The organism is Amycolatopsis keratiniphila (genome assembly GCF_000400635.2).
Classification (GTDB): domain Bacteria; phylum Actinomycetota; class Actinomycetes; order Mycobacteriales; family Pseudonocardiaceae; genus Amycolatopsis; species Amycolatopsis keratiniphila.
Window position 1 is genome coordinate 2,139,567 of record NC_021252.1, and the last position, 13,072, is coordinate 2,152,638.

At 70.0% G+C, this 13,072-nt stretch carries 11 protein-coding genes; 8 read left to right on the top strand and 3 right to left on the bottom strand.

Features of this window, described 5'->3' with window-relative positions:
- Nucleotides 1–240 precede the first annotated feature (240 nt).
- Nucleotides 241–1,797, top strand: a complete 1,557-nt coding sequence (locus tag AORI_RS50945) for an alkaline phosphatase D family protein (RefSeq protein ID WP_016332376.1) — start codon at nt 241–243, stop codon at nt 1,795–1,797.
- Here the strand turns inward: AORI_RS50945 and AORI_RS50950 are convergent.
- A complete protein-coding gene (locus AORI_RS50950) occupies nt 1,751–2,644 on the bottom strand; it encodes an NAD(P)-dependent oxidoreductase (RefSeq protein WP_043847978.1) in 894 nt (297 codons plus the stop codon). The two genes, AORI_RS50945 and AORI_RS50950, sit on opposite strands and share 47 nt — an antisense overlap.
- Nucleotides 2,645–2,756: 112 nt before the next feature.
- On the opposite strand from AORI_RS50950, the gene AORI_RS50955 reads away from it, so the two are divergent.
- The 4 genes from AORI_RS50955 (at nt 2,757) to AORI_RS50970 (ending at nt 7,851) form a co-directional block, all read left to right on the top strand.
- Complete coding sequence (locus tag AORI_RS50955) at nt 2,757–3,104, top strand: winged helix-turn-helix transcriptional regulator (RefSeq protein WP_016332378.1); 348 nt, start codon at nt 2,757–2,759, stop codon at nt 3,102–3,104.
- 64 nt (nt 3,105–3,168) lie between these two features.
- Nucleotides 3,169–3,579 (top strand): nucleoside-diphosphate kinase, encoded by a 411-nt coding sequence (gene ndk, locus AORI_RS50960; RefSeq protein WP_005158515.1) that lies wholly within the window; start codon nt 3,169–3,171, stop codon nt 3,577–3,579.
- A gap of 56 nt (nt 3,580–3,635) precedes the next feature.
- Complete coding sequence (locus AORI_RS50965) at nt 3,636–4,379, top strand: maleylpyruvate isomerase family mycothiol-dependent enzyme (protein ID WP_016332379.1); 744 nt, start codon at nt 3,636–3,638, stop codon at nt 4,377–4,379.
- Between the two features lie 127 nt (nt 4,380–4,506).
- Nucleotides 4,507–7,851 carry a phosphodiester glycosidase family protein gene (locus tag AORI_RS50970; RefSeq protein ID WP_016332380.1) on the top strand — a complete coding sequence of 1,115 codons (3,345 nt, stop codon included), beginning with the start codon at nt 4,507–4,509 and terminating at the stop codon, nt 7,849–7,851.
- Between the two features lie 59 nt (nt 7,852–7,910).
- Here AORI_RS50970 and AORI_RS50975 read toward each other — a convergent pair whose 3' ends face one another.
- The gene (locus AORI_RS50975) at nt 7,911–8,894 is read right to left on the bottom strand and encodes a M14 family zinc carboxypeptidase (protein WP_228688333.1); all 984 of its coding nucleotides are present in this window, start codon (nt 8,892–8,894) and stop codon (nt 7,911–7,913) included.
- Between the two features lie 145 nt (nt 8,895–9,039).
- On the opposite strand from AORI_RS50975, the gene AORI_RS50980 reads away from it, so the two are divergent.
- Genes AORI_RS50980 through AORI_RS50990 form a run of 3 tightly spaced genes read left to right on the top strand, consistent with a single transcriptional unit; the run spans nt 9,040 to nt 11,598 of the window.
- Nucleotides 9,040–9,954: an ABC transporter ATP-binding protein gene (locus tag AORI_RS50980; protein ID WP_046199923.1), complete on the top strand. Its 915-nt coding sequence runs from the start codon at nt 9,040–9,042 to the stop codon at nt 9,952–9,954.
- On the top strand, nt 9,954–10,769 hold the full coding sequence (locus AORI_RS50985) for an ABC transporter permease (protein ID WP_016332383.1): 816 nt from the start codon (nt 9,954–9,956) through the stop codon (nt 10,767–10,769). Before AORI_RS50980 ends, AORI_RS50985 begins: the two co-directional genes overlap by 1 nt.
- Before the next feature lies 1 nt (nt 10,770).
- Nucleotides 10,771–11,598: an ABC transporter permease gene (locus tag AORI_RS50990; RefSeq protein WP_016332384.1), complete on the top strand. Its 828-nt coding sequence runs from the start codon at nt 10,771–10,773 to the stop codon at nt 11,596–11,598.
- A 4-nt stretch (nt 11,599–11,602) separates the two neighbouring features.
- Here the strand turns inward: AORI_RS50990 and AORI_RS50995 are convergent, their stop codons facing one another.
- Nucleotides 11,603–13,033 (bottom strand): S8 family peptidase, encoded by a 1,431-nt coding sequence (locus AORI_RS50995; RefSeq protein WP_016332385.1) that lies wholly within the window; start codon nt 13,031–13,033, stop codon nt 11,603–11,605.
- Nucleotides 13,034–13,072: the final 39 nt, after the last annotated feature.

Genomic DNA, 13,072 nt, shown 5'->3' on the forward strand with positions numbered 1-13,072 from the left:
AAGAATACCAGTGAATCGAACAAAAGTTCGAGTCGATAGATGGCAAATCATTCGAAAATTGATTCACATTCCTTGGGTGGACTCTTTGTCGCGAAGCATCTTCTCGGCGGCGAAATCTGCCTAGAACACGCGAAGTCGAATAGAGTCGCGGAAACCGCCGGAACGGCTACCGTCCGTTCGTTCATCACCGCGCAAACCGCCGTTGGCCCACCGGCCGTGGCCGCGGGATAGAACCGCGCCATGACCGCAACCCACCACAACCGCCGCACGCTGCTCAAAGCCGGTCTCACCGGCGCCGGAGTGGCCGCGGGCGGCCTGCTTCTCCCCGGAACCGCGACCGCGAACCCGGTCCCGCTGCTCCGCCGCGACCGTCCGGTGCTCACCCACGGCGTCCAGTCCGGCGACGTCACCACCGGTTCCGGCATCGTCTGGTCGCGCGCCGACCGGCCGTCGCGGCTGATCGTGGAGGTCTCCCGGGACCCGTCGTTCCGGCACGCGCGCCGCGTGCGCGGCCCGGTGATGAGCCCGGAGACCGGCGGTACGGGCAAGGTCCGCGTCGCGGGGCTCATGCCGGGGACCGAAGTCCACTACCGCGTGACCGCGGAGGACCTCGACGGCCGCACTCGCAGCGAGGCCGTTACCGGCCGTTTCACGACCGCCCCCGTCGGCCGCTCCGACGTCCGGCTGCTGTGGTCCGGTGACGTCGCCGGGCAGAACTGGGGCATCAACCCCGAACTCGGCGGTATGACGATCTACCGCGCGATGGCCGACCGCCGTCCGGATCTGTTCCTCCACTGTGGAGACACGGTCTACGCCGACGGCCCGCTCACCGAGACCGTCGCGCTGCCCGGCGGGCGGGTGTGGCGCAACATCGTCACCCCGGAGAAGTCGAAGGTCGCCGAGACGCTCGACGAGTATCGCGGCCAGTTCGCCTACAACCTGCTCGACGAGAACCTCAAGCGCTTCACCGCGAGCGTGCCGTCCTATGTCCAGTGGGACGACCACGAAGTCGTGAACAACTGGTACCCGGGGGAGATCCTCGACGACCGCCCCGAATACACCGAGAAGCGCGTCGACGTCCTCGCCGCCCGCGCGTTCCAGGCGTTCCACGAATGGCACCCGATCGACCGGCGCCAGGCCGTCGACGGCCGCGTCTACCGCAACTTCCGGCACGGTTCCCGCGCCGAGGTCTTCGTGCTGGACATGCGGACCTACAAGGACGCCAACACCTCGGACCAGACCAAGCCGGGCCGCATCCTCGGCGATCGCCAGGCCCGCTGGCTCGTCGACGCGCTCGACCGCAGCACCGCGACCTGGAAGATCATCCAGGCCGATCTCCCGGTCGGGCTCACCGTCCCGGACGGCAAGGCCATCGAAGGCGTCGCCAACGGTCTTCCCGGCGCGCCCGGCGGTCGCGAGACCGAACTCGCCTGGGTGCTGCGGGAGATCTCGCGGCGCCGGGTGCGCAACGTCGTCTGGCTGACCGCCGACGTGCACTACACCGCAGCGCACCACTACTCGCCGGATCGCGCTTCCTTCACCGAGTTCGACCCGTTCTGGGAGTTCGTCTCCGGCCCGCTCAACGCCGGCGCGTTCGGCCCGAACAAGCTCGACCCGACCTTCGGGCCGGAAGCGGTGTTCGTGCACGCCCCGCCCGCCGCGAACACCTCGCCCGCCGACGGCTTCCAGCACTTCGGCGAGGTGAACATCGACGGGCGGAGCGGCGCGCTCACGGTCGACCTGAGGGACGCTACGGGCGCTTCGCTGTGGTCGAAGACCCTGCGGCCCCAACGCTGAGCAGTTCGGTCAGGACCGAGATGCTGCGATCGCCGTGCCCGGCCTCGACGGCCCGCCGCACGAGGTCGTGCATCGGCAGCTGCCACGCGACGTCGACGCCTTCCTCGGCCAGCCCGAGGTCGGCGGCGGCGCCGGCGTGGAAGATGTCCACCGAGGACGCGGGATCCGAGTAGTCACCGCTGTCGATCTCCTTGGTGAGCGTCGGAAGCACCGAGATGATCATCTCGAACCACTTGGTGGCGTACGGCAGGAGCGTCGAGGCTTCGAGCCCGCGTGACCGCAGCGCGGCGGCACCCTGGAAGAACCCGACCAGCGCGGGCAACAGGGTGCCGCCGACGGCCGTTTCGTACAGCGCCGCGAGATCGGTGTCCTCGCCGAGGTGGACGGTGTCGCCGCCCAGCACCCGCAACGTTTCCCGGTGCTCGTCGAAGACGGCCTTGTCGCCGCCGTAGTACAGCAGCGTGTCCGGCGCTCCCACGGCCGACGGCACGTTCTTGATCGCGCCGTCGAGGTAGCGCGCGCCGCGATCCTTTGCCCATCCGGCCATCCGGCGTGCTTCGGCCGGGGAGCCGCTGTTCAAGGTGACCAAAGCACGTCCGGTCAGTGAGGCCGCTTCCAAGGCCGCGCGTGTGTCTTCATAAGTCGTGAGGCAGGCGATGGTCAACGGGCTCGCCCGCACCGCGTCGTCGGCCGTCGCGGCCAGGATCGCTCCGCGTGCGACGAGAGGATCGGCCTTCGAGGCCGTCCTGTTCCACACGGTGGTCGGATGCCCGGCCGCGAGGAAAGCGCCCGCGAGGGCCGAGCCCATCGAGCCGAGGCCCACGACGGTCACCGGTGTCTTCGGCATTTTTTCGCTCCAGTCAAAGGAAATCTTCGGGATGACTCCATGCTGGGCGGTCGCGTACATTCGATCAAGTACCTACTATTTTGCCGGGTACCGACAAAAAGGTAAGTGATCGATGACCAAGAACCGCACGTTCACCTGCGGCCTCGACGCCGCGATAGCCGTCGTGGGCGGCAAATGGAAAGGGCTCATCCTGTTCGCACTCCAAGACGGGCCGCTGCGTTTCGGGGAGCTGCGGCGCGCGGTGCCCGGCATCAGCGAGCGGGTGCTGATCCTGCAGTTGCGCGAGATGGAGACCGCGGGGCTGCTGCATCGCGAGGTGTATCACCAGGTTCCGCCGAAGGTGGAGTATTCGCTGACGGAGTTCGGGGATTCCCTCAACACCGCGATGGCCGCGCTCGGGGAGTGGGGCGAGGAGCACCTCGAGCGCATCGAGGCCATTCCCTGGTCCGACGTGAAGTGAGCCGCGAAGCACCCAGTAGGCTCCGGGCGAATAGCACGAATCCCACCCAAGGAGAAATACCGCCGTGACTGAACGCACGCTGGTCCTCGTCAAGCCCGATGGCGTCGCGCGCGGCCTCGTCGGCGAGGTCATCGCTCGCATCGAGCGCAAGGGCCTGAAGCTCGCCGCCCTCGAACTGCGCACCGTCGAGCGCTCGGTCGCCGAGGAGCACTACGCCGAGCACAAGGAGCGCCCGTTCTTCGGCGACCTCCTCGAGTTCATCACCTCGGGCCCGCTGGTCGCGATCGCCGTCGAGGGCCCGCGCGCCATCGCCGCCTTCCGTCAGCTCGCCGGCGGCACCGACCCGGTCGAGAAGGCCACCCCCGGCACCCTGCGCGGCGACTTCGCGCTGGAGACCCAGTACAACCTGGTGCACGGTTCGGACTCCCCGGAGTCGGCCGAGCGCGAGCTCAAGCTCTGGTTCCCCGAGGTCTGACACACTCGTGGACGGCGTGGGGAAGCCGCGCCGTCCACGAACCCGGGGGAGCCGCGATGACACCGGACGAGTACCTGGAGCGCCTGCGGGAGCTCACCACCGGTTTCGCGCGGGTGGCGAGCACCGGGGACCACGCCGCGCCCGTGCCGTGCTGTGGCGATTGGCGCCTGCGTGACCTGGTCGTCCACCTCGGCAACGTCCACCGCTGGGCGGCCGGGATCGTGCGTACCGGTGAGCTCGCCCCGCAGAGCTTCGAGGACGAACCCGGTGCGGACCTCGCCGCCTGGTACCGCGAAAGCGCCGAAGACCTCATCGGGGCGCTGCGCGAGTCCTCCCCGGAAGACGGCGCCTGGAACTTCACCGCGGCCGCCAAGACCAAAGCCTTCTGGTTCCGCCGCCAGGTCCACGAGACCGCGGTGCACCTGCTCGACGCACACCGCGCGGCAGGGACCGGATACACCCTGGACCCGAACCTCGCCGCCGACGGCGTGGACGAGGTCCTCCTCGGCATGCTGCCGAAGGTGAAGCGCTGGCACACCCCGCCCGTGGTCACCGTTCCGTTGCTGCTGAAGACATCCGACACCGGACACGCCTGGTTGATCACACCGCCGGGTGAAACCGACGTCCCCGGCTCGCGGCAGGCAGACCCCGCCGAAGCGGCGGGCGCCGTCGTCGCGGGGACCGCGGAAGCGCTGGACTTGCTGCTGTGGCAACGGATCGAGCTCGACGGGGCGGGGCTCGAAATCACCGGTGACGCCGCGGCCGCGAAGACCTTGCTCGCCGGGCCGGTCACGCCCTGACCTTCGCGCCCTACGCCGTTCGGTTCACGTTCACCTCGGGGTCTTCTCCTGGCGGCTCGCGTCCGCTGTGCTGAGCGATGCTGCCTATCACTCGATCGTGGGGTAATTCGTGAGAAATTCACGCCTATTGCTGCTCGCTGCCCTGCTGCCCGGATTGTTCGTCGCCGCACCGGCGCACGCCGATCCCTTGGCCGCTCCGCTCGGCCCGGCGCCCGTCGAAGCCGCCCCAGCGGCCTCTTCGGCGAAGGAGGGCCCGTCCGCGTACGCCGTGGCCGCGCCCGACGACGGGCTCGTCACCACCAGCGCGACTTCCCGCGTGGCGCCGGGGCTGAGCCTCACCGAGTTCGACCGCTACGACCCGGCGGGCTGGATCCGCGGCGACACCCTCGCCGTCGATCTCACCAGCAAGACGCTCAAGCCGACGTACCTCAGCCCCGGCACGGTTTCCGCGCGGACGCCGCTTTCGCAGCAGGTCGCCAGGGCCGGCGCGGTCGCCGGGGTCAACGGGGATTTCTTCGATATCAACGCTTCCGGCGCGCCGATCGGTGTCGGCGTCGACGCCGGGAAACTCCAGACGGCACCCGCGCGCGGCCACAACCTGACCGCGTCGATCACCGAAGAAGGCAAGGCACGGCTCGCGGAGGTGTTCCTCGAAGCGTCGGTGACCCTGCCCGACGGCAAGGTCGTGCCCGCCTCGAACTTCAACAGCCCCGTGCTGAGCGGCGACGCGATCGGTGTCTACACGCCGTTGTGGGGCGCGTCCTCGCGGCGGACCTCGGTCGCGGGCGCGCAGCGCGTCGTCGAGGTCGAGGTTTCCGACGGCGTCGTCACGCAGGTGCGGCCGCAGCCCGCCGACGGCCCGATCGTCGCGGGAGCGACGATCCTGCTCGCCCGTGACGGCGGCGTGGACTCGTTGTCCGGCTTGACGCCCGGCGACAAGGTGGGCATCGCGTACGCGCCGAAGAGTGACGCGGGCAAGCTGTCCGTCTCGGTCGGCGGCAACAAGGTCCTGCTGCGTGAAGGCGTGGTCCAGCCGGTCGACAACGTCGCCATGCACCCGCGGACCGCGGTCGGGTTCTCCACCGACGGCACGAAGATGTGGCTGGCCACGGTCGACGGCCGCCAGGCGGACAGCCGCGGCATGACCGAGCTCGAACTCGCCCGGCACATGAAGTCGCTCGGCGCGGACGACGCCCTCAACCTCGACGGCGGCGGCTCCTCGACGATGCTCGCCCGCGAGGAGGGCGAGAAGTCGCCGCTGGTGCGCAATTCGCCGTCGGACGGCGGGGAACGCCTGGTGCCCAACGGGATCGGCGTCGCCACCGTGCCGGGAAGCGGGCGGCTGACCGGATTCGCGCCCGCCCCCGCGCAGGACACCGCCGACGCGACCCGTGTGCTCTCCGGGCTGACGCGGAAGCTCGTCGCCGGTGGTCACGACGAGACCGGCGCCGCCGTCGACGCCCACGTCCAGTGGCTCAGCACGAATCCCTTCCGCGGCACCGTGACCGACGGCGTGTTCACCGCGCACGCCGACCGGCTCCGGCCCGACGCGCCCGCGAACGTCGACGTCCTGGCGAAACGTGGCGGCGTCATGGGCAAGACCACGCTGAACGTCCTCGGCTCACCGGTCCGGCTGGGCACGAGCACCGAGCAGGTCGCATTGTCCGGTGAAGGCGCCAAGAGCACGTTCAAGGTGTTCGGCTACGACGCCGACGGTTACGGCACGTGGATCGAGCCCGACGACGTCAAACTCGACTACGACCCCTCCGTGGTGAAGATCGAACCGTCCGGTGACGGGTTCGCGGTCACCGCGCTCAAGGCGTCGGGCGCTTCGGCGATCACCGCCACCGCGGGCGGGAAGGTGACGCATCTGGCGGCCTCCGTCGGCACGGAATCCCGTGTCGCGGCAACGCTGGACGGCCCGGCGGGCTGGACCGCCAGCGTCTTCCCGGCCGTCGTCGGCGCCGCGCTTTCCGAGGCACCCGGCCGCGACGGCGGTCGCGGTCTCGCCCTGGACTACCGGCTGAACGGGACCAACGCCACGCGTGCGGCGTACGTCAACTCGGCGCCCCCGCTCGCGCTGCCGTCCGGCACCCAGCGCCTCGGCCTGTGGGTCAACGGCGACGCGAAGGGCGCTTGGCTGCGAGCGGAACTCCGTGACGCCGCCAACGTCCCGTCCGTCGTGGACCTGTCGCTGAGCGTCGACTGGACGGGCTGGCGCTACGTCCGCGCTGCCATCCCCGCCGGGCTCCCCGACGGGCAGCGGCTGACGAAGTTCTATGCCGTCGAGAACGTTCCCGCCCAGCAGTACGAAGGGCGGCTGGTCTTCGACGACCTCACCTTCGAGGTCGCGCCCGCGGCCGCCGTCCCCGCCGACCCGGCGCCGCGTGATCCGGCGCTGATCACCGACGGCGCCGCGACCGGCGGCCTGCGGATCGCCGTGGTCAGCGACGCGCAGTTCACCGCCGACCAGCCGGACGGCCCGCTGGTCGCCCAGGCCCGGCGCGCGCTGCGCGAGGCAGTGGCGGCGAAACCGGATCTCGTGCTGATCAACGGCGACTTCGTCGACCGCGGTACGGCCGCCGATTTCGTGCTGGCGAAGTCGGTCATCGATGAAGAGCTCGTCGGCAAGGCGTCCTGGTACTACGTTCCGGGCAACCACGAGGCCGACGGCGGGCACGGGCTCGCCGAGTTCCAGGCGGCGTTCGGGGAGACCCATCGCGTCGCCGACATCGCCGGGATCCGGCTGGTACTGATGGATTCCTCGCGCGGATCGCTGCGCGCGGGCGGGTTCGACCAGATCCGGATGTTGCGCGAGGCGCTCGACGGGGCGAAGGCGGACCGGCGGATCCGCGGCGTGGTCGTCGCGATGCACCATCCGGTGAAGGACCCCAGCCCCGCCGGGAACTCGCAGCTGGCCGACCGCAAGGAAGCGGCCATGCTGACCGGCTGGCTGACCGCCTTCGAACGCGAATCGGGCAAGCAGGCGGCCGCGATCGCCTCGCACGCGGGCGTTTTCAACCTTTCGCGGGTCGACGGAGTGCCGTATCTGGTGAACGGCAATTCCGGGAAGTCGCCCGCGGCGGCTCCGGGTGACGGCGGGTTCGTCGGCTGGACGATGGTCCGGTTCGAGCCGGGGGACAAGGCGCAGCCGGTGCGGTTCGAGACGTGGCCGAACGTCGACGCGCTGACGCTGTCCGGGCCCACTTCGCTGGCGCGCGGGGAGAAGGCGGACATCCGGGCGGTGGTGACGCAGGGAGCGCGTCAGGTGCCGGTTTCGTACCCGGTCAGCGCGGACTGGAAGGGCGGCTGGGGTACGCACGTCGCCGGCGGATTCCTGCCCGCGATGCCGTGGGACGTCGCGTCGTACGACCCGGCGAGCGGGGTGCTGACCGCGTTGCGGCCGGGGACGGCGAACCTCTCGGTGACCGTCAACGGGGTGACGAAGAGCCTCTCGGTCACCGTCCGCTGAGGCAATGAAAGGTCCTTTCCTTGCAAAATTTGCAAGGAAAGGACCTTTCATTGCACGCGTCAGGCGGCTTCGTGCGCCTCTTCGACCGTGCCCGGCAGCGCCGGACCGCGCGGCGGGATCGCGTCGGCGGCGGCCGGGTCCACGTTCCGCACCGAACCGTCGGCCGCGGCCCGCGCGATCGCGAGCATCGAGGCCTTGGCGTCCTGGATCTGCTGCTGTTCCCGCTCCGGGATGAGGCTCAGCTCGATCAGCACGCTGCCGTTGCCGAGCAGCCCGTACCCGTTGCGCGCGATGCCCTGGTACGAACCGCCCGGATACTGCGAGACGTAGCCGCCGTTACCGTCGATCGACCGCTGCACCACGACCGCGATCTGCTTCGCGAAGTCCACATCGGACGGTTTCACGCCCGGATGCGTCGGCCACATCGTCGAAGCGGTGATCTCCTTTCCGTTCGCGTCCTGGTAGCGGCCCTGCATGTGGTAGTCGACCATGATGTCCGGCTTGAACTCCGCGTTCCGCCGCTGGATCAGGCCCGCTTCGGTGGCCGGGTTGTCCTTGGGCGCGACGGCCGGGTCGTGGTAGCGGTTGATGTCGTACCCCTTGCCCTTCTCACCGTATTCGGGAGTGGCGTCCGGGTCGTAGTTGTAGCGCCAGTCGCGCTCGTGCCCGTCGGGGTTGGCCCGCACGACGATGTCGACGGTCACCTTCGCCAGCAGCTTCCGCGCCCACGCGCTGTTCCCGACGCCGACCTCGCGCAGGAAACCGAGCGCGGCGGGCGTGCCGAGCGGCTCGTCGCCATGCTGCTGGGTGACGTACTGGATCCGGGTCTTGCCGTGGCCGACCCTGGCCGCCCACACCGGACGGCCCTCGTTGCTGCGGCCGATCTTGTCCACGCGGATCTTCCCGTGGCTGAGCGCCGCCAGCTTGTGCAGTTCGAAGGCCAGCTTGGCGGTGGACGGCCGCGGGTCCACAGTGGCCGCACGGGTCTCGGCAGCCTGCGCGGCGGGCGCGATCAGGAGCCCGGCGCTGACAAAAACGGACAACAGGGCGATTTTGGGCTTGAGACTCATGGTCGGTGAGTATCGACGAGCGGGCAACGGCCGACAAGGGCACGGATAAACCGGTCGAATTTTGTCGGTGGCAGGTCCTAGGGTGCCTACCGTGGGTGATTCGGAGCACGAACCGGCGATGGTGCAGGCGAAGGCGTTGGTCAAGCGTTTCGGCGATTTCGAGGCCGTACGCGGGATCGACGTCGAGGTCCGCCCGGGGGAGGCCTTCGGCTTCCTCGGGCCCAACGGCGCGGGCAAGTCCTCCACCATGCGGATGATCGCGAGCGTCTCCCCGCGCACCGACGGCGACCTGCGGGTCCTCGGTATGGATCCGGACGTCGAGGGGCCGAAGATCCGCGCCCGGCTCGGCGTGGTGCCGCAGCAGGACAACCTCGACACCGAGCTCACCGTCCGGCAGAACCTGCAGATCTACGGCCGCTACTTCGGCCTTTCGCGGTCGCACGTGCGGAGCAAGGCCGAGGAGCTGATGGAGTTCGCCCAGCTCACCGACCGGGCGAACGCGGAGGTCGATTCGCTCTCCGGCGGGATGAAGCGGCGGCTGACCATCGCGCGGTCGCTGGTCAACGACCCGGAGCTGCTCCTGCTCGACGAGCCGACCACGGGGCTGGATCCGCAGGCCCGGCACCTGTTGTGGGACAGGCTGTTCCGGCTCAAGGCCGGCGGGACCACGCTGATCATCACCACGCACTACATGGACGAAGCCGAGCAGCTCTGCGACAGGCTGGTCGTGATGGACAACGGCCGGATCGCGGCCGAAGGCTCGCCCGCGGACCTGATCAGCCGGTACTCCACCCGCGAGGTCGTGGAGCTGCGCTTCCCGAACGGCGAGCAGGAGGCGGCCGCGAAGCGGATCGAGGGCCTGGCCGAACGCGTCGAGGTGCTGCCGGACCGCGTCCTGCTCTACACGATGACCGGTGAGGCCACCCTCGAGCAGGCGCACGCGCGCGGGCTGCGTCCGCTGTCGAGCCTGGTCCGCCGCAGTTCGCTGGAGGACGTCTTCCTCCGCCTCACCGGCCGGACGCTGGTGGACTGATGACCACAGCGCAGACGAAGGCGTCGACGGGCCGCGTGGTCTCGCGCTGGGCGGGAGCCTGGCTGCGGGTCGAGGGCCATTGGATGTGGTACCGCCGCTACTGGGTGTCCACTTTGTACTCGACGGGCCTGCAACCGGTGCTGTTCCTGGCCGCGATGGGGCTCGGCTTCGGCTCGCAGGTGCAGGCGGGCGCGGCGACGGGCGGGTTCTCGTACCTGGAGTACGTCGCCCCGGCACTGCTCGTGGCGGGTGCCGCGCAGCTGGCGGTGGGGGAGTCGAGCTACCCGGTGCTGTCGGGGTTCAAATGGCAGCAGGACTACATCGCCGTCACCGCCACCCCGATCACGCCGGGGCAGGTGCTCGGCAGCCAGATCATGTGGGTGAGCCTGCGGCTGACCCTCGCGGGCACGATCTACGCCGTCATCGCGGCGCTCTTCGGTTCCTGGACGAGTTTCGGCGTGCTCGCCGTCATCCTGATCGGCACGCTCACCGGCATCGCCTGCGGCACCCCGGTGATGGCGCTGGCCGCGACCACCTACGACGAGGGCACCCGGTTCGGCCTGGTCTTCCGGTTCATCCTGATCCCGATGACCTTGTTCTCCGGCACGTTCTTCCCGATCAGCGAACTGCCCGCCCCGCTGATGTGGATCGCCTGGATCTCCCCGCTGTGGCACGGCAACGAGGCCGCCAGGGCGGTCAGCCTCGGCACCGTCGGCCCGCTCGCCACGCTGGGCCACCTCGCCTTCCTGGTCGTCCTGGCCGGGGTCGGCTGGGCGTTGGCGCACAAGTACTTCTACCGACGGCTGGTGGTCTGAAATGGCGGTGCTCACCGAGGCCCCGCGCCGCGGGGTGCTGCTGCGCATCCTGCCGTCCGCGCTGTACAGCGGCCGGTCGACGGCGGTGCTGGAGCGCACTTTCCTGACGTACTCGCACGCCTGGATGCTGTTCGTGTCCGGTGTCTTCGAGCCGCTGTTCTACCTGATGGCCTTCCAGCTCGGCTTCGGCAAGCTCGTCGGCGAGGTCGTCGGGCCCGGCGGACAGGCGATGAGTTACGTCGCGTTCGTCGCCCCCGGCCTGCTCGCGGCGTCGGCGATGAACGGCGCGATCCTCGACTCGACGTACAACCTGTTCTTCAAGCTGAAGTACGCCAAGCTGTACGACGCGATGCTCGCCACCCCGATCGGGCCGCTGGACATCGCGCTCGGCGAGGTCGGCTGGTCGGTGCTGCGCGGCGGGATCTACTCGGCGACGTTCCTCGGCGTGATGACCGTGATGGGGCTGCCCGGGTCGTGGTGGGCCCTGCTGATGATCCCGGCGGCACTGCTGATCGCGATGGCGTTCTCGGCCATCGGCATCGTGCTGGTGACCTTCCTGCGGTCGGTGTCGCAGTTCGACTACATCAACCTCGTGCTGATGCCGCTGTTTCTGTTCTCCACGACGTTCTACCCGCTTTCGGTGTACCCGGCCGGGATCCAGTGGATCGTGCAGATCTTCCCGCTGTACCACGGCATCGAGCTGATGCGCGGGCTCTCGGCAGGTGTCCTGTCGTGGGGCATGGCCGGCAACGTGGCGTACCTGGTGGCGCTGGCGGCGGTCGGGATCTACGCGTCCTCGAAGCGGTTCGGCAAGCTCCTGCTGCGCTGACCGGTCATCGGGCCGGGTTCGCGCCCGTCCGCCGGGGCGCCACGGCGGCCAGCGCGTCGACCATGCCGTGCCCGTAGAAGCCGTTGAACCCCGCGTACCCGGTGCAGTACGCGTCCTGCGAGCCGTCACCGGTCAGGTCGTAGTCGGCGGGACACGCGATCGGGGTGGCCTGGGCGTCCAGCGTCCGCCGCAGCTGACGGGCGCTGTAGCCGGGATGCTTCGAAGCGAGCAACGCCGCGACACCGGCGACGTGCGGCGCCGCCATCGACGTCCCGCACAGCGGCGCGTACCCGCCGGGAACGGTCGAAAGCACGCACTGCCCGGCCTCGCCACCCGGAGCGGTCACGTCGATCACGCCGAGCCCGTACGAGCTGTAGCCGGCCTTGACCCGCTCTTCGCTCACGGACGACACCGCGACGACGTCCCGCAGACCGGCGGGCAGCGCCTGACAGCCTTCGGCCTGGCGCCGGGCACCCGAGCGCGGTGACGGCACCAGCTCGGCGGCTTCGTTGGTCGCCGCCGCGACGTTGAGGGTGCCCGCCGAGGTCGCGTACTCGACGGCGCGGGCCATGACCTCGTTCACCACGCCCCGCTCGTCGGCGTGGGCGCAGGAGAGCGACCACGGATCGACGAAGTAGCTGCTGTTCGTCACCGCCATGCCCTGTGAAACGGCCCACATCAGCCCGCAGACGGCGGCTTCGGGGTCGGCGTACCCGCGATCGTCGATCACCTTCACCGAGGCGATCCGCACGCCGGGCGCCACCCCGGTGACCCCTTTGCCGTCGTCGGCGGCGGCGATGACGCCGGCGACGTGCGTGCCGTGCACCGAGGTCGTCGCGGCCCAGTTCCGGTCGGGCGCGCCGGTCAGGCAGCCCGCGGACTTGCCCGGATCGAGGGCGTTCGCCAGGTCGGGGTGGGTCGGGTCGATGCCGGAGTCGAGGACGCCGACGACGACGTCACGGCTGCCCGGTTCGATCGAGTGGGCCCGGTCGGCGCCGATCGCGCGCATGTCCCACTGCTCGCCGGTGCGATCGGCGAAGGGCACCTTCGCCGGATCCGTCGGTTCGAGTTCGGCGCGGGCGGGCGCGGATCTGGCCGGTGACGTGCCGTTGGCCCGCTGCACGGCCAGCCGTTCGGCCTGCGCGCTGAACGCGGCGGCGGGCCGGACCAGTCCGGCGAAGTCCGGGTCGGCCGAGGTGGCCACGGCCACGGCGATCTGCGGGTAGTAGACGGTCGTGTTGCCGCAGCCGTCGGCGACGGCCGCCCTGGCCTCGGCCTCGGAGGTGCCCTTGTCGAAGGCGACGACGTAACGGAGGGCCCGTCCCTGGGGATGACACGAGGGCTCGGCCTCGGCCGTCGCGACAGCGGCGACCGAACCGCAGAGCACCACGAAGGCGCATACGGCCGCTCGCAGGGACCGCCCCAGCAGGGACACCGGACCTCCCACCGGAGAACATCGGACAACGAGGGCACC

What these genes read in the sequence shown, in the direction of transcription:
- AORI_RS50945 (WP_016332376.1), top strand. Translation starts at nt 241, where the DNA reads ATGACCGCAACCCACCACAACCGCCGCACGCTGCTCAAAGCCGGTCTC.
- AORI_RS50950 (WP_043847978.1), bottom strand. Translation starts at nt 2,644, where the DNA reads ATGCCGAAGACACCGGTGACCGTCGTGGGCCTCGGCTCGATGGGCTCG.
- AORI_RS50955 (WP_016332378.1), top strand. Translation starts at nt 2,757, where the DNA reads ATGACCAAGAACCGCACGTTCACCTGCGGCCTCGACGCCGCGATAGCC.
- AORI_RS50965 (WP_016332379.1), top strand. Translation starts at nt 3,636, where the DNA reads ATGACACCGGACGAGTACCTGGAGCGCCTGCGGGAGCTCACCACCGGT.
- AORI_RS50980 (WP_046199923.1), top strand. Translation starts at nt 9,040, where the DNA reads ATGGTGCAGGCGAAGGCGTTGGTCAAGCGTTTCGGCGATTTCGAGGCC.
- AORI_RS50985 (WP_016332383.1), top strand. Translation starts at nt 9,954, where the DNA reads ATGACCACAGCGCAGACGAAGGCGTCGACGGGCCGCGTGGTCTCGCGC.
- AORI_RS50990 (WP_016332384.1), top strand. Translation starts at nt 10,771, where the DNA reads ATGGCGGTGCTCACCGAGGCCCCGCGCCGCGGGGTGCTGCTGCGCATC.